Origin of the sequence: Brenneria sp. L4-2C (assembly GCF_040240335.1) — a bacterium.
Taxonomy (GTDB): domain Bacteria; phylum Pseudomonadota; class Gammaproteobacteria; order Enterobacterales; family Enterobacteriaceae; genus Brenneria.
On sequence record NZ_JBEIAC010000022.1, the window covers coordinates 1 to 26,204 of the forward strand.

General features: G+C 52.6%; 25 protein-coding genes and 1 rRNA gene. 17 read left to right on the plus strand and 9 right to left on the minus strand.

Annotated elements, in window-relative coordinates; all coding sequences use genetic code 11:
- The 8 genes from ABRZ26_RS21435 to ABRZ26_RS21470 form a co-directional block, all read right to left on the minus strand.
- A 16S ribosomal RNA gene (locus tag ABRZ26_RS21435) occupies positions 1-81 on the minus strand; the annotation flags it as partial.
- A gap of 434 nt (positions 82-515) precedes the next feature.
- Complete coding sequence (gene rbsR / locus ABRZ26_RS21440) at positions 516-1,511, minus strand: ribose operon transcriptional repressor RbsR (RefSeq protein WP_319606142.1); 996 nt, start codon at positions 1,509-1,511, stop codon at positions 516-518.
- Between the two features lie 3 nt (positions 1,512-1,514).
- Positions 1,515-2,441: a ribokinase gene (rbsK, locus tag ABRZ26_RS21445; protein ID WP_319606211.1), complete on the minus strand. Its 927-nt coding sequence runs from the start codon at positions 2,439-2,441 to the stop codon at positions 1,515-1,517.
- A gap of 66 nt (positions 2,442-2,507) precedes the next feature.
- The gene (rbsB, locus tag ABRZ26_RS21450) at positions 2,508-3,404 is read right to left on the minus strand and encodes a ribose ABC transporter substrate-binding protein RbsB (protein ID WP_319606143.1); all 897 of its coding nucleotides are present in this window, start codon (positions 3,402-3,404) and stop codon (positions 2,508-2,510) included.
- Between the two features lie 25 nt (positions 3,405-3,429).
- Entirely contained in the window at positions 3,430-4,398 is a 969-nt protein-coding gene (gene rbsC / locus ABRZ26_RS21455; protein ID WP_319606144.1) for a ribose ABC transporter permease, read from the minus strand.
- A gap of 7 nt (positions 4,399-4,405) precedes the next feature.
- Entirely contained in the window at positions 4,406-5,911 is a 1,506-nt protein-coding gene (gene rbsA / locus ABRZ26_RS21460) for a ribose ABC transporter ATP-binding protein RbsA (protein ID WP_319606145.1), read from the minus strand.
- A 7-nt stretch (positions 5,912-5,918) separates the two neighbouring features.
- A complete protein-coding gene (rbsD, locus tag ABRZ26_RS21465) occupies positions 5,919-6,338 on the minus strand; it encodes a D-ribose pyranase (protein WP_319606146.1) in 420 nt (139 codons plus the stop codon).
- A 242-nt stretch (positions 6,339-6,580) separates the two neighbouring features.
- Positions 6,581-6,985: a YgiW/YdeI family stress tolerance OB fold protein gene (locus ABRZ26_RS21470; RefSeq protein WP_319606147.1), complete on the minus strand. Its 405-nt coding sequence runs from the start codon at positions 6,983-6,985 to the stop codon at positions 6,581-6,583.
- Positions 6,986-7,209: 224 nt separating this feature from the next.
- On the opposite strand from ABRZ26_RS21470, the gene qseB reads away from it, so the two are divergent.
- A complete protein-coding gene (gene qseB / locus ABRZ26_RS21475) occupies positions 7,210-7,872 on the plus strand; it encodes a quorum sensing response regulator transcription factor QseB (protein WP_319606148.1) in 663 nt (220 codons plus the stop codon).
- Positions 7,869-9,218 carry a quorum sensing histidine kinase QseC gene (qseC, locus tag ABRZ26_RS21480; RefSeq protein ID WP_319606149.1) on the plus strand — a complete coding sequence of 450 codons (1,350 nt, stop codon included), beginning with the start codon at positions 7,869-7,871 and terminating at the stop codon, positions 9,216-9,218. Before qseB ends, qseC begins: the two co-directional genes overlap by 4 nt.
- A gap of 66 nt (positions 9,219-9,284) precedes the next feature.
- On the opposite strand, the gene kup is transcribed toward qseC, so the two are convergent.
- Positions 9,285-11,153: a low affinity potassium transporter Kup gene (kup, locus tag ABRZ26_RS21485; RefSeq protein WP_319606150.1), complete on the minus strand. Its 1,869-nt coding sequence runs from the start codon at positions 11,151-11,153 to the stop codon at positions 9,285-9,287.
- Positions 11,154-11,415: 262 nt separating this feature from the next.
- On the opposite strand from kup, the gene ravA reads away from it, so the two are divergent.
- The 15 genes from ravA to ABRZ26_RS21560 all read left to right on the plus strand — a co-directional run bounded on the left by ravA (position 11,416) and on the right by ABRZ26_RS21560 (position 26,149).
- On the plus strand, positions 11,416-12,912 hold the full coding sequence (gene ravA / locus ABRZ26_RS21490) for an ATPase RavA (protein ID WP_319606151.1): 1,497 nt from the start codon (positions 11,416-11,418) through the stop codon (positions 12,910-12,912).
- Between the two features lie 6 nt (positions 12,913-12,918).
- On the plus strand, positions 12,919-14,388 hold the full coding sequence (viaA, locus tag ABRZ26_RS21495; RefSeq protein WP_319606152.1) for an ATPase RavA stimulator ViaA: 1,470 nt from the start codon (positions 12,919-12,921) through the stop codon (positions 14,386-14,388).
- A gap of 136 nt (positions 14,389-14,524) precedes the next feature.
- Positions 14,525-15,007: a transcriptional regulator AsnC gene (gene asnC / locus ABRZ26_RS21500; RefSeq protein ID WP_319606153.1), complete on the plus strand. Its 483-nt coding sequence runs from the start codon at positions 14,525-14,527 to the stop codon at positions 15,005-15,007.
- A gap of 90 nt (positions 15,008-15,097) precedes the next feature.
- On the plus strand, positions 15,098-15,541 hold the full coding sequence (gene mioC / locus ABRZ26_RS21505) for an FMN-binding protein MioC (RefSeq protein WP_319606154.1): 444 nt from the start codon (positions 15,098-15,100) through the stop codon (positions 15,539-15,541).
- A 391-nt stretch (positions 15,542-15,932) separates the two neighbouring features.
- The gene (gene mnmG / locus ABRZ26_RS21510) at positions 15,933-17,822 is read left to right on the plus strand and encodes a tRNA uridine-5-carboxymethylaminomethyl(34) synthesis enzyme MnmG (protein WP_319606155.1); all 1,890 of its coding nucleotides are present in this window, start codon (positions 15,933-15,935) and stop codon (positions 17,820-17,822) included.
- Positions 17,823-17,978: 156 nt separating this feature from the next.
- Positions 17,979-18,599 carry a 16S rRNA (guanine(527)-N(7))-methyltransferase RsmG gene (rsmG, locus tag ABRZ26_RS21515; RefSeq protein WP_319606156.1) on the plus strand — a complete coding sequence of 207 codons (621 nt, stop codon included), beginning with the start codon at positions 17,979-17,981 and terminating at the stop codon, positions 18,597-18,599.
- A 624-nt stretch (positions 18,600-19,223) separates the two neighbouring features.
- Positions 19,224-19,607, plus strand: coding sequence for a F0F1 ATP synthase subunit I (gene atpI / locus ABRZ26_RS21520; RefSeq protein ID WP_319606157.1), 384 nt, complete (start codon positions 19,224-19,226; stop codon positions 19,605-19,607).
- A 23-nt stretch (positions 19,608-19,630) separates the two neighbouring features.
- A complete protein-coding gene (gene atpB / locus ABRZ26_RS21525) occupies positions 19,631-20,434 on the plus strand; it encodes a F0F1 ATP synthase subunit A (protein ID WP_319606158.1) in 804 nt (267 codons plus the stop codon).
- A gap of 49 nt (positions 20,435-20,483) precedes the next feature.
- Positions 20,484-20,723: a F0F1 ATP synthase subunit C gene (gene atpE, locus ABRZ26_RS21530; protein ID WP_005976545.1), complete on the plus strand. Its 240-nt coding sequence runs from the start codon at positions 20,484-20,486 to the stop codon at positions 20,721-20,723.
- A 65-nt stretch (positions 20,724-20,788) separates the two neighbouring features.
- Positions 20,789-21,259, plus strand: a complete 471-nt coding sequence (atpF, locus tag ABRZ26_RS21535; RefSeq protein ID WP_319606159.1) for a F0F1 ATP synthase subunit B — start codon at positions 20,789-20,791, stop codon at positions 21,257-21,259.
- Positions 21,260-21,273: 14 nt separating this feature from the next.
- Positions 21,274-21,807 (plus strand): F0F1 ATP synthase subunit delta, encoded by a 534-nt coding sequence (gene atpH / locus ABRZ26_RS21540; protein ID WP_319606160.1) that lies wholly within the window; start codon positions 21,274-21,276, stop codon positions 21,805-21,807.
- Positions 21,808-21,819: 12 nt separating this feature from the next.
- Positions 21,820-23,361, plus strand: a complete 1,542-nt coding sequence (gene atpA / locus ABRZ26_RS21545; protein ID WP_319606161.1) for a F0F1 ATP synthase subunit alpha — start codon at positions 21,820-21,822, stop codon at positions 23,359-23,361.
- A 52-nt stretch (positions 23,362-23,413) separates the two neighbouring features.
- Positions 23,414-24,277 (plus strand): F0F1 ATP synthase subunit gamma, encoded by an 864-nt coding sequence (gene atpG / locus ABRZ26_RS21550; RefSeq protein ID WP_319606162.1) that lies wholly within the window; start codon positions 23,414-23,416, stop codon positions 24,275-24,277.
- 47 nt (positions 24,278-24,324) lie between these two features.
- The gene (gene atpD / locus ABRZ26_RS21555; protein ID WP_319606163.1) at positions 24,325-25,707 is read left to right on the plus strand and encodes a F0F1 ATP synthase subunit beta; all 1,383 of its coding nucleotides are present in this window, start codon (positions 24,325-24,327) and stop codon (positions 25,705-25,707) included.
- A gap of 28 nt (positions 25,708-25,735) precedes the next feature.
- Positions 25,736-26,149 carry a F0F1 ATP synthase subunit epsilon gene (locus ABRZ26_RS21560; protein WP_319606212.1) on the plus strand — a complete coding sequence of 138 codons (414 nt, stop codon included), beginning with the start codon at positions 25,736-25,738 and terminating at the stop codon, positions 26,147-26,149.
- The last annotated feature ends 55 nt before the right edge of the window (positions 26,150-26,204 follow it).

Here is a 26,204-nt window from a genome sequence, read left to right on the forward strand (position 1 = left end):
TTCTTCCCGCTGCCGCTCGACTTGCATGTGTTAGGCCTGCCGCCAGCGTTCAATCTGAGCCATGATCAAACTCTTCAATTTAAGATTTGTTTGATTCGCTAAGTTAATAGCTGTGCTCAAAGAATTAATAACTGTTCATTCGTAATGAATTTACTGCTAGTCACTCTTCAAGACTTTTTTATATCGTTAGCCGATAGGTCTTGTGAGTGCCCACACAGATTGTCTGATTAAATTGTTAAAGAGCAGTGCCACATTATCCCGTGGCGCGGGCCGCATATACTATGCTTTTCCGCTGTGAAGTCAAGTGATTATTGCCTGGCTTCTTACTGTCGTCACAACCGCGTAATCGCCGTTGCCGTGTCAGTGGGAGCGCATTATAGGGACTTCTGCGCAGGCCGCAACTGGTAATTTGCATAAAAATGATTGAGTGCGTTTTTTTTCGGCGATCCGCCGGGAAAGGCAGCGTTATGTGGTCTTTTTAAGCGTTAAATAGCTCGAATTATGGGTAAAGCTCGCTATTTAACAGAGTTACGCACTATTAATTCCGGCGTCAACATCAGAACATTCGGCTCAGTATCGGGATGTTCCAAACGATACAATAATGCATCGACCGCCAGTTCGCCGAGTTCATCTTTAGGCTGATGGATTGTGGTAAGAGGTGGGGACATAAAGCGGGCCAGTTCAATATCATCATAACCGATAACGGCCATATCCTGAGGTACAGAGAGTCCGACCTGATATAGCGCATGATAAACGCCAACCGCCATCGCATCATTACCGGCAAACACCGCGTCGGGTTTCTCTGCCAACGATAATAACCGCTGCATCGCCCGGTAACCGGTTTCAAACTCAAAATCACCGAAAATTTCATATCCATCAGGAATCGGTAACCCAGCCTGTTGCATCGCCTGACGATACCCTTCAAGGCGATTATAGGCGGTGGTTTTATCTTTAGGCCCGGCGATACAGGCTATTTTTCGATAGCCGCGGGAAATAAGGTAGTTCGTTGCAAGCTCACCACCCAGCAGGGAATTATCTTTAATAACGTCAATTCCGACATCAAACGGCGCCCAATCCATCATGACCATAGGTATAGAAGGATAGCGGCTTATCATATCGGGCAAAGGACGATGGCTTTCGGTACACATCAGCAGCACGCCGTCGACTCGTTTTTGCAGCAATGTTTCCAGACTGCGGCTCATGCGATCGCTGTCACCCTCAGTATTACACAGGATCAGACTGTAGCCGCGTTCATAACAACTTCGTTCAACGCCACGAACCACCTCGGCGTAAAAAGGGTTGCTGCTGGCCGTCAGCAGCATGCCGATCGTTTGAGTTTGGTTTATTTTGAGGCTTCTGGCCAACGCCGAAGGCGCATAGTTAAGCTGTTCCACGGCCGCCATCACTTTGTCGCGAACCGCATCGCTGACGAAGCGATCATTGTTGATGACGTGGGACACCGTAGAAGTGGAAACACCCGCTAAGCGGGCGACGTCTTTCATGGTTGTCAAAGCTCACCCCTGCGCTTGCAAGAAAGCATCAATCTCTTCACGCCACGGGACGGAAGGCTGAGCGCCGGGACGAGTCACGGCGATTGCGGCGGCGGCATGCGCGAATTTAATCGCTGCCAGCATCGGCTGCCCTTCCAGCAACGCCGTCGCCAGCGCGCCATTGAACGTATCTCCCGCGGCGATCGTATCCACCGCGTGAACCGGATAGCCGGGAATACGTCGCCCCTCGCCCTTGTCACTCAACCACACGCCACGACGGCCTAATGTAATCAACACGGTTGCAATGCCTTTATCATGCAATACTTGAGCAGCGCGGGCAGCATCCTCTTCCGTGCTGACGCTAACGCCCGTCAGGCGTTGAGCTTCCGTTTCATTCGGCGTAATGATATCGACCAGAGACAGCAATTCATCGGGCAGTTCACAGGCCGGCGCGGGATTAAGAATAACCAGGGTATCATTTTCATGCGCGACTCTGGCGGCCATCGTCACGGTTGCCAACGGCGACTCCAACTGCATAAGCAAGGCGGAAGCATCAATGATTTTTTGCTGATGGCGGCGGAGGTAATCGGGCGTAACGGCCGCGTTCGCGCCGGCGTTTACCGCGATCATATTCTCGGCCTCGTCATTAACAAAAATTAAGGCCACGCCGGTCGTTTGATCGGGAACCGCCTCAACCGCCGCGACATCGATACGGTCTTCGCTTAACTGCCGACGAATTCTGGCGCCGATATCGTCATCGCCAAGGCAGGCGATAAAAGAAATATCCGCGCCGCTACGGCCGGCCGCCACCGCCTGATTCGCCCCTTTACCGCCAAACGCGACGCGATATTGCTTACCGATCACCGTTTCCCCGGGAGAAGGGAATTGCGCCAGATTAAGAATATGATCAGCATTTATACTGCCCAGAACCACCAGCTTACCCGTTTTCATCATGCTGAATCCCGATATGTTTATCATGCGCCGTCGTTAATTCGGCGGCGCTCGCCCCGCAGTTATTTACTTCGATTCTTTTGTTACCAGCGTCAGATCAACCGGAATAACGGCCTGTACTTTTTCGCCTTTCAGCGTTTTATCCGCGGTTTCAACGCCAATCACCCCAATCTGCTCAGGACGTTGCGCAACCGTTGCCGCCAGTTTGCCGGACTCAACGGCTTTCACGCCGTCCTCGGTGCCGTCAAATCCGACCACCAGCACATCGGTTTTACCTGCGGTTTGCAACGCCCGCAGCGCGCCGAGCGCCATTTCGTCATTCTGAGCAAACACCGCCTGCACATTGGGATGCGCCGTCAACAGGTTCTGCATAACGTTCAACCCCTTAGTGCGATCGAAGTCGGCCGGCTGACTGGCCAGAACGGCGAATTTATTATTTTCGGCCGATTGCATAAAGCCCGCGCCGCGCTCACGCGCCGCGGAGGTGCCGGCAATCCCTTCCAACTGAATGATTTTGGCGCCTTCACCCACTTTTTTCGCAATAAAATCGCCCGCGCTCTTACCGCCAAAGGCGTTATCGGACGCAACGTGACTGACGACCTCGCCACTGTTGGCCACGCGATCAAGCGTAATGACCGGAATTTTCGCCTGATTGGCCAGTTTAATCGCATTACCTACCGCATCGGAATCCGTCGGATTAATCAATAACACCTTGGCGCCGCGCACCGTCAGATCCTGAACATTAGCCAGCTCTTTCGCCGGATTATTCTGGGAATCCAGCACCACCAGTTGATATCCCAGTTTATCGGCCTCTTTTTGCGCTCCGTCTTTCATTGACACAAAGAACGGATTATTCAATGTCGATACCACCAGAGCAATCGTATCTTTGGCTAATGCATTCGTACTGACCGCCGCACTCAGCGCAACGGCAGAAACCAGAGTCGCCAGTTTTTTCATATTCATAGCTCAATTCCTGTGTGAATAAGGGTTATTTACCGCTTTTGTTATCTACCAAAACCGCCAGTAAAATGACGACAGCCTTGACGATCATCTGGTAGTAAGAGGAAACGCCTAATAAATTCAGTCCGTTGTTAAGAAATCCGAGGATCAGCGCGCCAATCAGCGTGCCGACGATCCGACCTTTACCGCCGGCCAGGCTCGTTCCGCCCAGCACCACCGCGGCGATGGCGTCCAGTTCATAGCCCGTTCCGGCGGTAGGCTGAGCCGACGATAAACGCGCCACTTCGATAATTCCCGCCAGGGCGGACAGCAGCCCGCACAGGGAATAGACGATGATTTTGATTTTATCCACGCTGATGCCCGACAGCCGGGTAGCGGCCTCATTGCCGCCAAGCGCATAGATGTAACGGCCTAACCGGGTGTGATGCAGCATGTACCAGGCCGCGGCAAAAACGATGGCCATAATCCAGATCGGCGTGGGGATACCTAACGGGCGGCCAATGCCAAACCAGCCAAAGGTATCGGCGGCCTCGGAAAAACCGGTATTGACCGGGCTGCCGTTGGTATAAACCATGGTGACGCCGCGCAGCAGCAGCATCATCACCAGCGTGGCGATGAACGCCTGAACCTTTCCTTTCGATACGATGACGCCCGTGCCGGCGCCGATCGCCGCACCTAACGCCAGCGCTCCGACGACCGCGAACAGCGCATTAACCTCAAGACCGACAATCGACGCGGCGACTGCGCCGGTCAACGCCAGTAAAGAGCCGACGGAAAGATCGATGCCTGAGGTGAGAATAACCAGCGTCATTCCCACCGCCATAATGGCATTCACCGAGGTTTGCTGGAGAATATTGAACAAATTGTTCAGGGTGAAAAAATTAGGGCTCATGGCGGAAACCACGGCAATAAGGATCAGCAAAGCAATCAGCGATTTTTGCTCTAACAGCCACTCTTTGCTGAACCAGCGTTTTGCCGTGATGGATTGGGTACTCATATCTGACTTACTCCTGCTCTACGCCGTATCGCTTACCAACGGCCGCGGCCATCAGCGCTTCCTGGGTTGCCTGCTCTGTCGAAAACTCGCCGCTTAAACGACCTTCATGCATGACAATAACGCGGTCGCTCATCCCCAATACTTCGGGCATTTCGGACGACACCAAAATGATGCTCAGTCCTTCTTGTTTGAACTGATTGATTAATTGATAGATCTCTTTCTTCGCCCCCACATCGACCCCGCGCGTCGGCTCATCCAGGATCAACACATTCGGACGAGTCATTAAACCGCGAGCGATGGCGACTTTTTGCTGATTGCCGCCGGACAGCAGCCCGATAGGCTGCTCCATTGACGGCGTTTTAATATTGAATAAGCGGATAAAATCGCTGACGGCCAGTTGCTCTTCGGGATGTTTGATTTGTCCGCCGCGACGACTGAAATAACGCAACGCGGTTAACGACATGTTCTCTTTAACCGACATGCCTAATATCAGCCCGTCACGTTTTCGGTCTTCGGAAATATAAACAATGCCGTTCGCCAGGCCATCCTGCGGCGTACGGGCCGCCACTTCCCGGCCATCCAGCTCTACATAGCCGCCGGTGCGCGGCAGCGCGCCATAGAGAAGCTTCATTAATTCGGTGCGCCCGGCGCCCATTAAGCCCGCCACGCCAAGAATTTCGCCTTTGCGCACGCTAAAGCTGACATCATCGACGCCCGGCCCGGAAAGGTTTTTCACCAGCAGGCGAACCGCTCCCGGCGCCTGATTCAGTCGAGGGTATTGTTCTTCAAGCTTGCGTCCCACCATCATTTCGATGAGCCGTTCTTCCTGCAACTCGCCGACCGGACGTTCACCGATAAACTGACCGTCGCGGAATACGGTGACGTCGTCGCATATTTCGAAAATTTCTTTCAGACGATGGGAAATATAAACAATGCCGCGCCCCTGAGCCTGTAGCTCTTTAATTACGCTGAATAACGACGCGGTTTCGGTATCGGTCAGGGCATCGGTAGGCTCATCCATAATGATGACTTTCGATTCAAAGCTCAGCACCTTGGCGATCTCCACCATTTGCTGATCGCCAATGGACAGGTCGCCCACGGCGCGTCGACTGTCGTAACGCAGATTCAGGCGTTTGAGAAGTTTATCCGCTTCCTGGTACATCTTTTTCCAGTCAATGCGGCCAAAGCGGTTGGTAAATTCACGGCCGAGGAAAATGTTTTCCGCGATAGTAAGCTGAGGAATCAGGTTAAGTTCCTGATGAATAATGCCAATCCCGGCTTCCTGCGAAGACCTGGGGCCGTTGAAGTCCACTTCCTTTCCCAGAAAATGTACGCTGCCGGCATCTTTGCTGTAGATACCGGTCAGCACTTTCATCATGGTGGACTTGCCGGCGCCATTTTCTCCCACCAGCGCCATCACCTTCCCCGGATAGACGTTTAATGCCGCGCCGGAAAGCGCCTTAACGCCGGGAAACGATTTGTTAATGCCTTGAAGTTGCAATAAAGGTTGCATTGAAGCCTCAGAACGTTACGCCGGCGCAAAGGATGACATTGGCATAGGGGGAACATTCCCCGCTGCGAATGACGGCCCGACTTTTTCCGCTTTGGATTTTAAAATCTTCATGGCTGACATAATGCAATTCAATTAAGTTTCCCTGGTGTCGCTCAAGTTGTTTTAACTGTTCAAGTAACGCGTTGTGGAGTCGCGGATTTTTTTCGACCATCTCTTTTGCAAGAATCGCGGCCTCAACCTGCATCTCGCTGGTGACGACCGCCACGACCTGCAAAAACGCGGGAACGTTGTGCGTCAACGCCAGATCGACACGAACTGTCGTATCAGGAATCGGCAAGCCCGCATCACAAATAACAACCCGATCGGTATGTCCCAAACGGGAAATTACGGAAGAAATATCAGCATTCAGCAATACGGCTTTTTTCATTTTTCACTCCACAGCGAAACGTTTCGCTGATGGTTATTTTAGGAAGAGAGCCTCAAGGAAGGCAAAGAGGAAATAACAAAAATGTGATCGTTATCGAAACGTTTCGTTAGCGGAATGGTAAAACGGCGAATGGCGGAGGGTTACATCAAATGAAAAGGCTTGGCTAAATATCACGGAAAACTGGGGATAAGGGAGCCCATCCCCAGTCTTCCGATCCTTAAACGATGGGCATCAGCGTTCGCTTACTGAATTTTCTTTACCTGTTTGACATCCAGCTCGGCCGAATTGAAGCCCTTATCGAGCTCGCCTTGCAGTTCAACCTTGTCCTGCGGCGTGATGGTTTGTCCGTTCCAGTATTTATCATCGATTTCAACCGTGATGGTGCCGGTATCATCGCGGAACAGATAATCCTCATCGCCGACGCGCTGCTCGATGTTGCCTCGCAACGTCACCCAGCTGTCGTCTTTCAGATCTTTCGCTTTCGCGACCGTGGTTACACTGCCGTTAGGGCCTGAAAACCCGCCCTGGGCAGGCTGATGTTGCGCCGTTTTAGCATTCGGATCCAGAAATCCGCCGCCGCTCTGGGCGGCGAAAACCGGCGCGGAACATAACGCAGCGATAGCGAATACAGCGGCTGTCTTTTTCATAGTATCGTTTCCTCATTTCTCGCTTGTCGTCGTGCAGTAAAACTGCGCGTTGTTTGTCTGACGCGACGAGTAAAACAAAATGTTCTTAACAGAATCTTAAGGATAGTTCAGTTTCTCTTATATTTATCAATCCTGTGGATCGCCGCCCGTTTATGGCTTTTTCGGTTGTCAATCCGGCGCGTTAAACCGTATAACATCACCCTATGCAAATAGGGTGGGCGGTGATGAGAATACTGTTGATAGAAGACGATCGTCTGATTGGCGACGGCATCAAGGCCGGACTGATTAAGCTGGGCTTTAGCGTCGACTGGTTTATGCAGGGCAACGCCGGACGGAGCGCGCTGCAAGCCGCGCCCTATGACGCGGTGATCCTTGATTTGAGTCTGCCGGAAATAGACGGGCTGGATATCCTGCGCCAGTGGCGTCAGTCCGGACACGATGAGCCGGTATTGATCCTCACCGCGCGGGACGCGCTGGAACAGCGCGTTACCGGCCTGCAATCGGGCGCCGACGACTATCTGTGCAAGCCTTTTGCCCTGGCGGAGGTCGCCGCGCGCTTGCAGGCGTTAATCCGCCGCCGGCACGGTCAATTACAGCCCACGCTGACCCACGGCGCGGTATCCCTTGAACCGGGTTCCCGCACCGTTACCTGCAATAATCAACCGGTGGCGCTTAAATCCCGCGAGCTGGCGCTGCTTGAGCTGTTCTTAATGAATCCCCAACGGGTGCTGACTCGTTCGCAGTTGGAAGAAAAGCTCTACGGATGGGACGACGACGTTTCCAGCAACGCCGTGGAAGTGCATATTCACCACCTGCGCAAAAAACTGGGCGGCGAATTTATCCGCACGGTACACGGCGTCGGCTATATTCTGGGGGCGGCGCCATGACGCGCCTCAGCCTGCGTTTACGCCTGATCGCCGGTTTTGTCCTGCTGACGCTGCTTTGCTGGGGCGCCGCCGGGATCCTGTCGTGGCATCAAACCCGCGAGCATATCAACGAGCTGTTCGATACCCAGCAGATGCTGTTCGCCAAGCGGCTGGCTACCATGCATCCGGATGAAATCGTGGTGGATTCTCCCGCCCTGCCGAAAACCAAGAGTCTGGCGCGCGAAAGGCGCGGGGAACAGGAGGACGACGCGCTGGCTTTCGCCATTTTTACCCGCGACGGGCGAATGGCGCTGAATGACGGCGAGAACGGCAAAGATTTTATCTTCGACTACACGCAAAACGGCTTCACCAACGGCAAGCTGCGCGATGATAACGACCGCTGGCGCATGGTATGGCTGGCGACGGCGGATAATCGTTATGTGGTGGTGGTCGGCCAGGAGTGGGAGTACCGTCAGGATATGGCGCTGGGGCTCGTCAAGACCAACCTCCTGCCCTGGCTGTTTGCCCTGCCGGTTATGTTGCTGTTGATGTTCTGGCTGGTTTCCCGCGAACTGTCGCCGCTAAAACGCCTTGCCACGCAGCTTCGCCGGCGTCCGCCGGAAGATGACGCTCCGCTGGATACCCATGCCGTTCCGCAGGAAGTGCGCCCGCTGGTGAATGAACTGAATAGCCTGTTCGTGCGCATCGGCGAGATGCTGCTGCGCGAGCGCCGCTTTACCGCGGACGCCGCGCATGAATTACGCAGCCCGCTGGCCGCGCTGAAGGTACAGACGGAATTGGCGCAGTTGGCGCACGATGACGAACCCGTGCGTCGCCATGCGCTGAATAATCTGGACGAGGGAATCGATCGCGCCACGCGGCTGGTGGATCAGTTGTTAACGCTGTCGCGGCTTGACTCGGAATCGTTCGCCGATGGGCAGCAGCCGGTGGAACTTCAGGCGTTGCTGCAACAAATGGTTATCGACCATTACCATAAAGCGCAAGCGGCAGGCATTGAACTGAAGCTGGAAGTCCCGAAAGCGTCTATTATCCGCCAGGGACACCCGCTGCTGTTGACGCTGCTGATCCGCAATCTGCTTGATAACGCCATTCGCTACAGCCACCAGGGCGGAACGGTAACGCTGACGCTCACGACGCAAAGTATTCTGGTTAACGATGAGGGGCCAGGCATCGACGATGCGATATTGGCGCGGGTCGGCGAGCGCTTTTTTCGTCCTCCGGGACAGGAGAAGTCCGGCAGCGGTTTGGGATTATCCATTGTAAAAAATATCGCCCGTCTGCATGGCATGCAGGTTCATCTGATCAACCGCCCGCAAGGCGGCCTGACGGCGTCGGTGAGCTGGTAAAAGCCGGGCAACACGGGGATGGACGTTCCCGCCCCCGTTTTCCCGACATCGCCGCAATGAATCAGGCTAAATTTCCACCTGAATACCCAGTTCAATCAGCCGGTTAGGCGGAATTTCGAATTGATCGGCCGCTCGCAGCGCATTACGGCTAAGCATCATAAACAGCTTGCCGCGTAATCGCAGATACCAGGGACGTTTCCCCATCGTCAGCGACTCGTTGGACATAAAAAATGAGGTTTCCAGCATTTCGCAGGTTAATCCATCCAGCCAACAGCGATGAAACACCTCTTCCACGTTCGGCGTTTCGCGCCAGCCATAGTTGGCGACAACGCGCCAGAATGTCGGCGAAAGCTGCTCCACCGCAACCCGACGCGCATTCAGCACATAAGGCGCATCTTCGGTTTTCATGGTCAGCAGTACCACCCGCTCATGCAATATCTTGTTATGTTTAAGATTATGCAGCAACGCAAACGGAATGACGTGCGTGGCGCGCGACAGATAAACCGCCGTACCCGGCACTTTCAACGGGGGACTTTTCTCCAGCGAAGCGATCATGGCATCCAGTGAATTGCCATGTTCATTCAGGCGACGCAATAGTCTGAAACGCTCGCTTTTCCAGGTCGTCATGATGATGAACATCACCATCCCCAGCGTCAGCGGCAGCCAGCCGCCGGAGAAAATTTTCATCACGTTGGCCAAAAACATCGGTACATCAATAAGCAGTAATCCAATCAGCAATACCCATACCAGATAGCGATGCCAGTGCCAGTTATGTATTGCCACGGTGCAGGACAGGATACTGGTCAGCACCATGGTGCCGGTTACCGCGATGCCATACGCCGCCGCCAGATTGCTCGAATGCTCGAAGCTGATAATCACGATCACGACGGCAACGTATAACAGCCAGTTAATCGCCGGGATATAAATCTGTCCGGACTCCATGTCGGAAGTATGAACAATGCGCATGGGCGGAAGATACCCCAGGCGCACCGCCTGACGAGTCAGTGAAAATACGCCTGAAATGACCGCCTGAGAGGCGATAATCGTCGCCAGGGTCGCCAGAACCAATAAGGGAATCAAGGCCCAGTTGGGCGCCAACAGAAAGAAGGGGTTTTTTATCGCTTCCGGGTTTTTAAGCAATAAGGCGCCCTGACCGAAATAATTCAGCACCAGCGAGGGAAGGACAACGGTAAACCAGGCCAGACGGATGGGGAATTTACCGAAATGCCCCATGTCCGCATAGAGCGCCTCTACGCCGGTAATGGCCAACACCACCGCCCCCAGTGCAAAAAACGCCACCATTTTATATTCAATAAAGAAGTGAATGGCCCACAGGGGGTTCAGCGCATGCAATACCTGCGGGTTATCCATGATGCTGCGTACGCCCAAAACCGCCAGCGTAAGAAACCAGATCATCATTACCGGCGCAAACAGCTTGCCGACGCTGCCGGTGCCATGCTTTTGAATAATAAAAAGCAAAGTCAGAACAACGATGGATACCGGAACGATATAGTGTTCCATCGACGGCGCGGCGATCTCGATCCCTTCTATTGCGGACATCACCGATATTGCCGGGGTGATCACCACCTCGCCGTAGAAGAAACTGCCGCCAATCAGTCCCATAATCACCAGCACCGAGGTGATTCGATAGGAGGTGTTTCGCCCGGCCAGCGACATCAGGGTGAGTATTCCGCCTTCGCCGGCATTATCGGCTCGCATGACATAGGTCAGATACTTGAGGGAAACAACAATGATCAACAACCAAAATATCAAGGAAAGAAAGCCAAAGACGGCGTCCGGTTCAACACCAAAACCAAACTGCCCGGATAAGCACTCCCTGAGCGTATAAAGAGGACTGGTCCCGATATCGCCATAAACCACCCCTATCGCAGCCAGCGTAACCGCCGGCAGCGAACGTTTATGTTCTGAGCTCATAAAACTTATCTTCTTTTATCAATCCGTTAGCGAATACAGTTTTGCTGCATCAGGCTCGCCCAAAAACGCACAGTATGCACAAATAGCAGCAAAATCCCATTTTTATATTGTTTAAGAAACATCCTGAAAAAGGTCGTTTATTGATTAACCAGCCCAGAGGTGTCAATAATCAGTCTCTTTCCGCTAACAAAATTCTGTGATCTTCCGTTTATTATTAGTATTGTTTTTACGCCAACAAAACCTTGGGAACAATCGATTAATTATGGTTCAATCCGCCACTTTGGCTGAAAGAATTTCACGCCTCAGCAACGCGCTAGAGCATGGCCTGTATGAACGGCAACATGCCATTCGCCTGTGTCTGCTGGCCGCGCTCAGCGGAGAAAGCGTTTTTTTGCTGGGGCCGCCGGGCATCGCCAAAAGCATGATCGCCCGGCGTCTAAAATTCGCCTTTCGCCATGCGAATGCGTTTGAATACCTGATGACGCGTTTTTCCACGCCCGAAGAAGTGTTCGGCCCCTTGTCTATTCAGGCATTGAAAGATGAAGGCCGTTACCAGCGATTAACCGAGGGATACCTGCCGGAAGCAGAGATTGTCTTTCTGGATGAGATCTGGAAAGCGGGTCCCGCCATCTTGAACACCTTGCTGACCGCCATTAACGAGCGTCGTTTCCGTAACGGCAATAGCGAAGACCCGATACCAATGCGTCTGTTGGTTACCGCGTCCAATGAATTACCCGAAGCTGACGGCAGTCTGGAAGCCTTATATGACAGGATGCTTATTCGCCTGTGGCTGGATCGCGTCCAGGAGAAACATAATTTCCGCGCCCTGTTGGTGAATAACGGCGGCGCGCATGAAAACCCGGTCAGCCCGTCCGTCAGCGTCACGGATGAAGAATACCAGCAGTGGCAGAAGGAAATTGACCATGTCGCCTTGCCGGAAAACTGCTTTGAACTGATTTATCAATTACGCCAGAAGCTTGATGCCACGGAGCAGGCGCCTTATATCTCTGATCGACGCTGGAAAAAAGCGCTGCGTTTACTCCAGGCCTGCGCGTTTTTCAGCGGTCGGGAAAGCATCGCCCCGGTTGATATTATCCTGCTGAAAGATTGCCTTTGGCACGACAGGGACTCCCTGGTATTGATCGCGCAGCAGCTCGAACAGGTGGTGACCGAGCAAGCCTATCAACAGAAAAGCCTGCTATTTCGTTTACAGCAGCTAAACATGAAACGTCAGCAATATCAGATGCGGCAGAGTGAATTACAGGCGCTGACGCTGGAAAAACACGGTCATATACTGGGCCGGAAATTCCACTACTCTTTGCCGGAAACGCTGACGACGGATGCGATCAGTCTGGTTTTGCAGCGGCCGTTAGTGCTCAACGACATTGACGTCACGCATCTGGTTATTGATAAAAACGCCCTGCAAAGCTGGCTGCAAAAAGGGGGAGAAATACGCGGAAAACTGAACGGCATCGGTTTTACCCGACATCTGGATCTGGTGGTGGACGATCGTTGCCATCTGACCATCCGCGATATCAGTCTGCAATCGTCCATCCTTTCGCTGCCGGAAAAACGCGACAGCGCCTTACCGGCCGAAATCGTTGATGAATATGACAATCTGACGATTCAATTACGCGAACAACGGCGTTTATTTAACCAGCATCAGCCTTGCCTGTTCGTACCCGCGGAGTGGCTGGCGAAAATCGAAGCCAGTTTGCAGCATGTTGCCGAACAAATTCAGCAATCAGTGCAGGACTAAACGCCGATGATCACGCTGGAATCACTGGAGATACTGCTGGCGATAGACGAAAACGAGCTATTGGACGATATGATAGTGACGCTTTTGGCTACCCCGCAGTTGGCGGTTTTTTTTGAAAAATCCCCCAGTCTGAAATCCGCGCTGCTTAACGATATTCCCAACTGGAAAGAAACCTTGAAGCAGCGCCTGCGCACGACCCAGGCGCCGCCGGAACTGGAAACGGAATTCAACTGCTTTCAACGCGCCCAGGCGGCGGATGATCAGGCGTTTCAGACGCGTCTGCCGCGGATCATGGAGATGCTGAGCACCGTTGAATCGCCGTTTCTGACGCAGGCCGATCGGCTGATACACCAACCAGAACTCTCGCCGGGACAAAAAATCAGTCGCGGATTACATACGCTGTTTCTGCAACGCTGGCGGCTGAGCCTGACGCTGCAAACCGTTTCCCTCCACCACCAGATTATGGAGCAGGAGCGGGAGATCCTGCTGGATGAACTACAGCAACGACTGACGCTGAGCGGTAAACTGGAACCCGTCCTGGCGGAGAATGAACATGCGGCAGGACGCTTATGGGATCTCAGCGCCGGGCGGCTGATCCGCACCGATCGGCAAATCCTGCTGGATTTTGCCGCATTTCTGCAACGCCAACCCACATTACAACGTCTGGCCGAACGGTTGGGGCGCAGTCGGGAGACGAAATCGATACTGAGTCAGGATGCGCCAAAGGAAACGTTCAGGGTGATGATCCGCGAACCGGAAACCGTGCCGGAGCAAGTCAGCGGCATACACCAAAGCGACGATATCCTGCGCCTGTTGCCGGTGGAAATGGCGTCAATGAATATCGTTGAACTGGAATACGAGTTCTATCGCCGGCTGCTGGAACATCGTCTGTTAACCTACCGCTTGCAGGGCGATAGCTGGCGCGAAAAGCTCAGCGAGCGACCGGTTATTCATCAACAAAACGAGCAACAACCGCGCGGGCCGTTTATTGTTTGCGTGGATACTTCCGGCTCCATGGGCGGGTTTAACGAACGCTGCGCGAAGGCCTTCTGTTTGGCGCTACTGCGCGTCGCGCTGGCTGACGGACGTCGTTGCTACATCATGCTGTTTTCAACCGGTATTGTGCAATATGAGCTGACCGGCGAAAACGGACTCGAACAGGCGGTTCGCTTCCTGAGCCAGACCTTTCGCGGCGGCACCGATTTAAGCGCCTGTTTATCCACGCTGTTGCGCAAGATGGAGGACAAGCAGTGGCGCGATGCCGATGCGGTGGTGATTTCAGACTTCATTGCTCAGCGTCTGCCCGATGAGGTGATCAATAAAGTAAAACTTCGCCAGCGGCTGCTACAGCACCGCTTTCATGCCGTTGCGATGTCCGATCACGGCAAACCCGGCATTATGCGCATTTTCGACCACATCTGGCGTTTTGATACCGGGTTAAAAAGCCGCTTAATACGACGCTGGCGGCGCGGATAACCGTTTCCTTCCCATACCAGGCTGAAAGATGGCGGGGATGGCTGATTCAGCGTATAAATAAAGCGTATCCTTGATTGAAATTCTTCTATATAAATGACCTTTTCAAGGTTAATCCATTACTTTAAAACGGTATTAAATGAAAATTTCTGGAGAAAACGTGTCGGACACCTATCAGATCGACAATCTCGATCGCGGCATACTCTCAGCGTTAATGGACAATGCCCGAACGCCTTATGCCGAACTGGCGAAACAGTTTTCCGTCAGTCCGGGGACAATCCACGTCCGGGTGGAAAAAATGAAACAGGCGGGGATCATCAAGGGTACGCGACTGGATATCAGCCCGAAACAGCTGGGCTATGACGTTTGCTGTTTTATCGGCATCATTTTGAAAAGCGCGAAAGACTACCCATCAGCGTTGGAAAGGCTGAATAACCTGGAAGAAGTGGTGGAAGCTTATTACACCACGGGTCATTACAGCGTTTTTATTAAAGTCATGTGTCGTGATATCGACGCCCTGCAACATGTACTTATCAACAAGATCCAAACAATTGATGAAATACAATCCACTGAGACGCTGATCTCCCTGCAAAACCCCATCATGCGGACGATCGCGCCTTAACGCCCTTTTTCTATACCCCTATTATCCACAGGTAGATCCCAGCCAGATCACAGCGTACAATGTCCCGTCTTTTATCAGATGGGATCCGGTATGGCAGACATTACGCTAATCAGCGGCAGTACTTTGGGCAGCGCCGAATATGTGGCGGAACATTTAGCTGAATGCCTGGAAAAGGATGATTTCTCGAGCGAAATACTGCATGGCCCACAGCTGGATGAGCTGCCGGATAGCGGATTATGGCTGGTGGTGACCTCAACCCATGGCGCAGGTGAACTCCCGGACAATCTGCAACCTTTATTTGAGCAGTTGGAGCAGCGTAAACCCGATCTCTCCCAGGTGAGTTTCGGCGCAATCGGCATCGGCAGTAAAGAGTACGATACGTTTTGCGGCGCGATCCTGACCGCGGATCGAATTCTTACCCAACTCGGCGCTAAAAGGATCGGCGATATACTGCGGATCGACATCACTCAGCATGAGATTCCTGAGGATCCCGCCGAAGAATGGTTGGGATCCTGGGTTAATTTACTCAAATAAGGTGAAATAATCAGCAGTTGAATGTGGATAACTATGCTTATTTCAGGTGTGAAAGCGGTAGTTATCCCAATAACAACTGCTGATCGTTTTTTGTCCTGTGCATAACCGGCCATTAAGATCCCAGCTTATACGGTGCAGGATCACCGATCATTCACAGCTAATGATCTTCATTAATTCCTTGATCCTTAATGTGAATAATCACTTATCCACACGAATGGACGATCCTAATAAGAGATCTAATAAAGAGATCTTTAAATAAAAAGATCTTTCTTTAATTAGCGACGATCCAACGCGCTTGGTCGTTTGCTTAAAGTTGAGTAGAATCCACCTCCCCAGAGCTAGTAACGATCGTTCGCAACTATTCATTCGCAACAATGCGAGGAGCAGTACCATGTTTTATCCAGATCCTTTTGACGTCATCGTGATCGGCGGCGGTCATGCAGGTACCGAAGCGGCAATGGCTTCCGCCCGCATGGGACGACAAACCCTTCTGCTGACGCATAATATTGATACGCTGGGACAAATGTCTTGTAATCCGGCGGTCGGCGGTATTGGGAAAGGCCATCTGGTTAAAGAGATCGATGCCATGGGCGGCTTGATGGCGCGCGCCGTCGATCAAGCCGGTATTCAGTTTAGGATACTAAACATCAGTAAAGGTCCCGCCGTGCGCGCCACACGCGCTCAGGCGGATCGCGTTCTTTACCGTCAGGCGATCCGCACGGCGCTGGAGAACCAACCTAACCTGATGATCTTTCAGCAGGCGGTGGACGATCTTATCGTTGAAAACGATCGCGTGGTCGGCGCGGTCACCCAGATGGGGTTGAAGTTCCGCGCCAAAGCCGTCGTCCTGACCGTCGGCACTTTCCTTGACGGCAAGATTCATATCGGGCTGGATAATTACAGCGGCGGACGCGCCGGCGATCCGCCGTCCATTCCGCTGGCTCGGCGTTTGCGTGAATTGCCTCTGCGGGTTAATCGCCTGAAAACCGGCACGCCGCCGCGCATTGACGCCAGAACCATTGATTTCAGCGTACTGCAACAGCAACACGGCGACGATCCCATGCCGGTGTTTTCATTCCTGGGGCAGGCAAGCCAGCATCCGGCGCAGATGCCTTGTTATATCACCCATACCAATGAAAAAACTCATGAGGCGATCCGCAATAATCTGGATCGCAGCCCGATGTATGCCGGGATCATTGAAGGGATCGGCCCGCGTTACTGTCCTTCCATCGAAGATAAAGTCATGCGTTTCGCCGATCGCAATTCCCACCAGATCTTTCTGGAGCCGGAAGGGTTGACCAGCAATGAGATCTATCCCAACGGAATTTCAACCAGCCTGCCGTTCGACGTGCAGTGGCAAATCGTCCGCTCCATGACCGGAATGGAAAATGCGCGCATTGTTCGCCCCGGCTATGCCATCGAGTATGATTTCTTCGATCCGCGTGATTTGAAAACCACGCTGGAGAACAAATTTATCCATGGGTTGTTCTTCGCGGGTCAGATTAACGGCACCACCGGTTATGAGGAAGCGGCGGCGCAGGGGATGCTGGCCGGCTTGAATGCCGCCCGTCTGGCGTTTGATCAGGAAGGATGGTCGCCACGCCGCGATCAGGCCTATCTGGGCGTGCTGGTGGACGACCTTTGTACGCTGGGAACCAAAGAACCCTACCGCATGTTCACTTCCCGCGCCGAATATCGCCTGATGTTGCGCGAAGATAATGCCGACCTGCGTTTAACCGAAATTGGCCGTGAACTGGGCATGGTGGACGATTATCGCTGGGCCCGCTTTAACGAGAAGCTGGAGCGCATTGAAAAAGAGCGTCAACGGTTACGTGATATCCGGATCCATCCGCAATCAGCGCAGCTGGAGCAGGTCAATGCGTTGCTGAAAACGCCGCTTTCACGCGAATCGAACGGCGAGGAACTGCTGCGTCGTCCCGAAGTGGACTATGAGATGCTCACCAAACTGCCGTTGTTCGCCCCGTCGTTGACGGACGAACAAGCGGCCGAACAGGTTGAAATCCAGGTTAAATACGAAGGCTATATCGCCCGTCAGCAGGACGAAATCGAGAAACAACTGCGTAACGAGAACACGCTGCTGCCTGCGGATCTGGATTATCGTCAGGTCAACGGTCTGTCCAATGAAGTGATCGCCAAACTTAACGATCACAAACCCGGTTCGATCGGTCAGGCGTCCCGTATTTCCGGTATTACGCCCGCCGCGATCTCTATTCTGCTGGTGTGGTTGAAAAAACAAGGTCTGCTGCGTCGCAGCGCTTGAGACTAGGTTATCTTCAGGACTGGCGATAAAAGGCTATCGCCCGCGTATGCTTTCCGCTGGCCGTTTGCGCTCCGTTACCCCGCGCGGCGGCCGGCCGCCATCACGTGAGCGTTGTCGCCAGTCTGCTATTCACATAAATAATTCCAGGATCTTATTGTGCATAACATACTCGATCATCTGCTGAACGCTGCCGGTATTGTGGTTTCTGATAAGCAAAAAGACTTATTAATACAGTATGTTGAGATGCTGAATAAGTGGAATAAGGCCTATAACCTGACCTCCGTGCGCGAGCCTGGGCAAATGCTTGTCAGGCACATTATGGACAGTATCGTGGTCGAGCCTCATTTGCAGGGGCAACGTTTTATTGATGTGGGAACCGGGCCAGGATTGCCGGGCATACCGTTGGCGATCGTGCGTCCCGGGGCGCATTTCACCCTGCTCGACAGCCTGGGAAAACGCATTCGCTTTTTACGTCAGGTGCAGCACGAATTACAGCTTGAAAATATTTCGCCGGTACAAAGCCGTGTCGAAGATTTTCCTGCCGATCCGCCCTTTGATGGTATAGTCAGCCGTGCATTCGCTTCTCTACAGGATATGGTCAAGTGGTGTCGCCATCTTCCCGCCAGACCGGACGGTCGTTTTTATGCTCTGAAAGGCGTGTTGCCTGAAGAAGAGCTTGCCGCTTTGCCGGCGGGTATCGCATTAGATCAGGTTATTCGTTTATCGGTGCCTGAATTGGAAGGCGAGCGTCATCTGATTGTACTTAAACAAAATTAATTTTGCGTTTTATCAAAGAATTCATAACTAATTATCCTGCTATCGGTTATTCACATACCTGGTTATGTTATGCGCGCTGTGATGATTAACGATCACCAATATTTCACATATGCCGGTTTTGTTTTTGAAAGATTTATTTTCATGCTTCATCGGTTCAGATGGAAAAGCCGCTGGTTGCAAAAAAACATGCCGATTTTTTTGTTAAATTAGTAAAAGAAAAATATCAAAAATGTCAACAAGTGGTTTGCGCGATGTGTATGGCCGGTTTTTTATAAACCTTTTTTTAACTAATTGAATTTAAAAAACATGAATAGCTTTCTTTGCTAAAGACAGCAAATGATGTTGTTCGCTATAAAATGTTAAAAAACGCTTTTATGTGAGGTTTATCACAGAATGGGCGCCTTTAGAAATTAATTGCAACACATCATCGTGCCTGTGGTTATTAGCGAAAATGAGGTTCTGGAAAGAAATTTAAATAATTGTTCACCTTTTCGCTACTTATCGATTGAATTCGCAGGTATGACCCGTATAATTTGCTCGTTTTTTGCTGCTTGACTCAGGCGTATAAAGGCAGTTTTATACGTCTTCAGCATGCCTCTGAAAGGTACGGAGAAAACAAACGTTATGTCTGTGTCCCTTTACAGTGGAAAAGCGGCTTTGAGGTTGCTGTTATTGCAGTCAGCCGCCTTTATCCTGTTGAGTCTGGCCTTTGCCGCTCACAGTGTTGAATTCGGGGTTTCCGCATTGGGCGGCGGGCTGGCGGCCTGGTTGCCAAACGTCTTGTTTGTGCTGTTTACCTTGCGTCATCAGTCAGCGAAACCGGCAGAGGGACGCGTTGCCTGGTCGTTTGCGATTGGTGAAGCGCTTAAAGTATTGATCACCATCGCTCTATTGGTGGTAGCGTTAGGGGTGTTCAAGGCGGCATTTTTCCCGCTTGGCCTGACTTATTTATCGGTGCTGGTTATGCAGATAGTGGCGCCGGCCATCGTTAACCGTTACCGTAACTAACAACAAAAAGGGTAAGAGACATCATGTCTGCATCAGGAGAAATCTCTACTCCCCAAGAGTATATCGGTCACCACCTGACACATTTGCAGGTGGGAACGGGGTTCTGGTCGATTAACATTGATTCGATGTTTTTCTCTATCGCTCTTGGGGTCCTCTTTCTGGTTGTCTTCCGCCAGGTTGCTAAAAAGGCGACCAGCGGCGTGCCAGGTAAATTGCAAACGGCCGTCGAGCTGATCATCGGCTTTGTCGATAGCAGCGTGCGCGATATGTACCATGGCAAAAGCAAGCTCATTGCTCCCCTGGCGCTGACCATTTTCGTCTGGGTATTCCTGATGAACCTGATGGATCTGCTGCCCATCGACTTTCTGCCGCAGGTGTGGGCCGCTATCTATGGCGCGCTTGGCCACGATCCGGCGCATGCCTATCTGCGCGTGGTGCCGTCTGCGGACGTGAATATCACCCTCTCGATGGCGCTCGGCGTTTTCATTCTTATCTTGTTCTACAGCATCAAAATGAAGGGTGTCGGCGGGTTTGTGAAAGAACTGACCATGCAGCCGTTTAATCATCCAGTCTTTATTCCTGTCAACCTGATTCTTGAAGGTGTCAGCCTGCTGTCTAAACCGGTTTCTCTTGGTTTACGACTGTTTGGCAACATGTATGCGGGTGAGTTGATCTTCATCCTGATTGCCGGCTTGCTGCCGTGGTGGTCACAATGGGTGTTGAATGTGCCTTGGGCCATTTTCCACATTTTGATCATTACGCTTCAGGCTTTTATTTTCATGGTTCTGACGGTTGTTTATCTCTCGATGGCATCTGAAGAGCATTGATTTTCTTACAACACAATAACGTTTTAACTGAAACAAACTGGAGACTGTCATGGAAAACCTGAGTGTGGATCTGCTGTACATGGCTGCCGCGTTGATGATGGGTTTGGCGGCTATCGGTGCTGCGATCGGTATCGGCATTCTGGGTGGTAAATTCTTGGAAGGTGCTGCACGTCAGCCTGACCTGATCCCGCTGCTGCGTACACAGTTCTTTATCGTTATGGGTCTGGTCGACGCCATCCCGATGATTGCTGTTGGTCTGGGGCTGTATGTGATGTTTGCGGTGGCCTAAGCAGAAAATGTGTTCTGCTGGGGTTGAGACATCAAATTTTTTAACTTTGAAAGAGGCATTGTGCTGTGAATATTAATGCAACAATCCTCGGCCAGGCCATTGCGTTCGTCCTGTTTGTCTGGTTCTGCATGAAGTATGTATGGCCGCCGATTATGGCAGCCATCGAGAAGCGTCAGAAAGAAATTGCTGACGGTCTGTCTTCTGCTGAACGTGCCAAGAAAGATTTGAGCCTGGCGCAGGCCAATGTGACGGATCAACTGAAAAAAGCCAAAGCGGAAGCCCAGGTCATCATTGAGCAGGCCAATAAACGTCGCGCTCAAATTCTGGACGAAGCCAAGGTTGAAGCGGAAGCTGAACGTAACAAAATTGTGGCGCAGGCGCAGGCTGAAATTGAAGCTGAACGTAAACGCGCTCGTGAAGAGTTGCGTAAGCAAGTCGCCATATTGGCTATTGCCGGTGCCGAGAAAATTATCGAACGTTCCGTGGATGAAGCTGCTAACAGCGACATCGTTGATAAACTGGTCGCTGAACTGTAAGGAGGGAGGGGCTGATGTCTGAATTTATCACGGTAGCTCGCCCCTACGCCAAAGCAGCTTTTGACTTTGCGGTTGAGAACCAGGCCGTAGATCGCTGGCAGAATATGTTGGCGTTTATGGCTGAAGTCGCGAGCAATGAAGAAATTTCCGAGCTGTTGTCCGGCGCTATCGCACCGACGGAGCTGGCGAAAACCTTCATTGCCGTTTGCGGCGATCAACTCGATGAAGCCGGTCAGAACCTGATTAAGGTCATGGCCGAGAACGGACGTTTACCGGTGCTTCCAGAAGTGCTGGAACAATTTATTCAACTGAGGGCGGAACAGGATTCGATAGTCGATGTCGATGTCGTTTCCGCCAATACGTTGAATGAGCAGCAGTTATCGAAGATCGCTGCTGCGATGGAACAACGTCTGTCACGCAAAGTGAAGCTGAATTGCAAAATTGATAAGTCTGTCATGGCCGGCGTGGTTATCCGCGCGGGCGACATGGTGATAGACGGCAGCATTCGTGGTCGTCTGGAACGTCTGGCAGACGTCTTGCAGTCTTAAGGGGACTGGAGCATGCAACTGAATTCCACCGAAATCAGCGAACTGATCAAGCAGCGCATTGCTCAGTTCAATGTAGTGAGCGAAGCTCACAATGAAGGTACTATTGTTTCCGTCAGCGACGGGATCATCCGTATTCACGGTCTTGCCGATGTCATGCAGGGAGAAATGATTTCTCTGCCGGGCAACCGTTATGCGATTGCACTGAACCTGGAGCGCGACTCCGTTGGTGCGGTGGTTATGGGTCCGTATGCGGATCTGGCCGAAGGCATGAAAGTAAAATGCACCGGCCGTATTCTTGAAGTTCCGGTCGGTCGCGGTTTGCTGGGGCGTGTTGTCAACACCCTGGGCGCGCCGATTGACGGCAAAGGTCCGCTGGATCACGATGGCTTCTCCGCTGTTGAAGCGATTGCGCCCGGCGTTATCGAGCGTCAATCCGTCGATCAACCGGTTCAGACCGGGTATAAATCCGTCGATGCGATGATCCCCATCGGCCGTGGTCAGCGTGAGTTGATCATCGGCGACCGCCAAACCGGTAAAACCGCGTTGGCGATCGACGCCATCATCAACCAGCGCGACTCCGGCATCAAGTGCGTCTATGTCGCTATCGGCCAGAAAGCCTCCACCATCTCCAACGTGGTGCGTAAACTGGAAGAGCACGGCGCGCTGGAAAACACCATTGTGGTGGTCGCTACCGCGTCGGAATCCGCCGCGCTGCAATATCTGGCGCCGTATGCCGGATGCGCCATGGGTGAATACTTCCGTGACCGCGGCGAAGATGCGCTGATTATTTATGATGACCTGTCTAAACAGGCCGTTGCTTATCGTCAGATTTCTCTGCTGCTTCGCCGTCCGCCAGGTCGTGAAGCTTATCCGGGCGACGTTTTCTACCTCCACTCCCGTCTGCTGGAACGTGCCGCGCGCGTCAACGCCGAATATGTTGAGGCTCTCACCAAGGGTGAAGTTAAAGGCAAAACCGGTTCTCTGACCGCGCTGCCGATCATTGAAACCCAGGCGGGCGACGTTTCCGCGTTCGTTCCGACCAACGTAATTTCGATTACCGACGGTCAGATCTTCCTGGAGTCCAACCTGTTCAACGCCGGTATCCGTCCTGCGGTTAACCCGGGGATTTCCGTCTCCCGCGTCGGCGGCGCCGCACAGACCAAGATCATGAAAAAACTGTCCGGCGGTATTCGTACCGCGCTGGCGCAGTATCGTGAACTGGCGGCGTTCTCGCAGTTTGCATCCGATTTGGATGATGCAACGCGTAAGCAGTTAAGCCACGGTCAGAAAGTGACCGAGTTGCTCAAGCAGAAACAGTATGCGCCGATGTCGGTTGCGCAGCAGTCTCTGGTGCTGTTTGCCGCGGAACGTGGTTATCTGGAAGACGTTGAACTGGCGAAAATCGGCAGCTTTGAAGCGGCGCTTCTGGCCTATGCCGATCGCGAGCATGGCGAACTTCTGCAACAAATCGACCAGTCTGGTGCTTATAACGATGAGATCGAGGGGAAATTGAAAGATATCCTCGATACTTTTAAAGCAACTCAGTCCTGGTAACGCCCGGTGGCCTGCTGCAAAGCAGGCCGCAAGGCTTTGAGGAGAAGCAAAGATGGCCGGCGCAAAAGAGATACGTAGTAAGATCGCAAGCGTCCAGAACACGCAGAAGATCACCAAAGCGATGGAAATGGTCGCCGCTTCCAAAATGCGTAAATCGCAGGATCGTATGGCGGCCAGCCGTCCTTATGCAAAAACCATGCGCAATGTGATTGGTCACCTTGCGTTGGGAAATCTGGAATATAAACACCCTTACCTGGAAGAGCGTGACGTGAAGCGCGTTGGGTATCTGGTGGTGTCTACTGACCGCGGCCTGTGCGGCGGGTTGAATATCAACCTGTTTAAAAAGCTGCTGGCGGAGATGAAATCCTGGAATGAGAAAGGCGTAGATGTTGATTTGGCGCTGATTGGCTCCAAAGCGGTCTCTTTTTTTGGTTCAGTAGGCGGAAATATTGTTGCTCAGGTCACCGGCATGGGGGATAACCCTTCGGTGTCGGAATTGATCGGTCCGGTGAAAGTCATGCTGCAAGCGTATGACGAAGGTCGCCTGGACAAGCTGTATATCGTGGGCAACAAGTTCATCAATACCATGTCCCAGGAACCCCTTGTGCTTCAACTGTTGCCGTTGCCGCCTGCGGATGACGGCGAGTTGAAGAAAAAATCCTGGGATTATCTGTATGAACCCGATCCTAAGTCGCTGCTGGATATCCTGCTGCGCCGTTATGTGGAGTCTCAGGTTTATCAGGGCGTCGTAGAAAACCTGGCCAGTGAGCAAGCCGCTCGAATGGTAGCGATGAAAGCCGCTACCGATAATGGCGGTAGTCTGATCAAAGAGTTGCAGTTGGTATACAACAAGGCTCGTCAGGCCAGCATCACCCAGGAACTCACTGAAATCGTCGGGGGAGCCTCCGCGGTTTAAACCAGGTTTACGAATTACGTATTGTCGAATTACGTAGAGGATTCAAGATGGCTACTGGAAAGATTATCCAGGTAATCGGCGCCGTGGTGGACGTCGAGTTCCCGCAAGATGCCGTACCGAAAGTGTACGATGCGCTTGAGGTAAAGAACGGCGCTGAAAAATTGGTGCTGGAAGTTCAGCAGCAGTTAGGCGGCGGCGTTGTTCGCTGTATCGCAATGGGGTCTTCCGACGGCCTGCGTCGCGGGTTGGATGTCACCAACCTGGAACACCCGATTGAAGTACCGGTTGGTAAAGCAACGCTGGGTCGTATCATGAACGTACTGGGCGACCCGGTTGACATGAAAGGCGATATCGGCGAAGAAGAGCGTTGGGCGATTCACCGCGCGGCGCCAAGCTACGAAGAACTGTCCAACTCACAGGAACTGCTGGAAACCGGCATCAAGGTTATCGACCTGATGTGTCCGTTCGCCAAGGGCGGTAAAGTGGGTCTGTTCGGCGGCGCCGGCGTGGGTAAAACCGTCAACATGATGGAGTTGATCCGTAACATCGCGATCGAACACTCCGGTTATTCCGTGTTTGCCGGCGTGGGCGAACGTACTCGTGAAGGTAACGACTTCTACCACGAAATGACCGAATCCAACGTACTGGATAAAGTTTCGCTGGTGTACGGCCAGATGAACGAACCGCCGGGCAACCGTCTGCGCGTGGCGCTGACCGGCTTGACCATGGCGGAAAAATTCCGTGAAGAAGGTCGCGACGTACTGCTGTTCGTCGATAACATTTATCGTTACACCCTGGCCGGTACGGAAGTCTCCGCGCTGCTGGGACGTATGCCTTCAGCGGTAGGTTATCAGCCGACGCTGGCGGAAGAAATGGGCGTGCTGCAAGAACGTATCACCTCCACCAAAACCGGTTCCATCACCTCCGTGCAGGCGGTTTACGTGCCTGCGGATGACTTGACCGACCCGTCTCCGGCCACCACCTTTGCCCACTTGGATGCCACCGTGGTACTGAGCCGTCAGATCGCGTCTCTGGGGATTTATCCCGCGGTTGACCCGCTGGATTCCACCAGCCGTCAGTTGGACCCGCTGGTTGTCGGTCAGGAGCACTACGACGTTGCGCGCGGCGTGCAGTCTGTTCTGCAACGTTATCAGGAACTGAAAGATATCATCGCCATCCTGGGTATGGACGAACTGTCTGAAGAAGACAAATTGGTCGTATCCCGTGCGCGTAAGATCCAGCGCTTCCTGTCGCAGCCGTTCTTCGTGGCGGAAGTGTTCACCGGTTCTCCGGGTAAATATGTATCGCTGAAAGATACCATTCGCGGCTTTAAAGGTATCATGGACGGCGAATACGACCACCTGCCGGAGCAGGCGTTCTACATGGTTGGTTCCATTGAAGAAGCAATGGAAAAAGCCAAGAAACTGTAACGCCTTGTAGGAGGGTGATATGGCTGCTATGACTTACCATCTGGATGTCGTTAGTGCGGAACAGGAAATGTTCTCCGGTCTGGTGCAAAAAATCCAGGTAACGGGGAGCGAAGGCGAACTGGGGATTTATCCGGGACACGCGCCTCTGCTCACTGCCATTAAGCCCGGTATGGTTCGTATTGTTAAACAGCACGGTGAAGAAGAGTATATCTACCTTTCCGGCGGCATCCTCGAGGTGCAGCCGAATATGGTAACCGTACTGTCAGATACCGCCATCCGTGGACAGGATCTGGACGAAGCGCGTGCGTTGGAAGCGAAACGCAAAGCCGAAGAGCATATCCGTAGCTCGCATGGCGATGTGGATTACGCTCAGGCTTCCGCCGAGCTGTCGAAAGCGATTGCCAAGCTGCGCGTTATCGAACTGACCAGAAAAGCGATGTAACAGATAAGCGTTTGATAAAAAGCCAGTCGGTTTATACCGGCTGGCTTTTTTTATG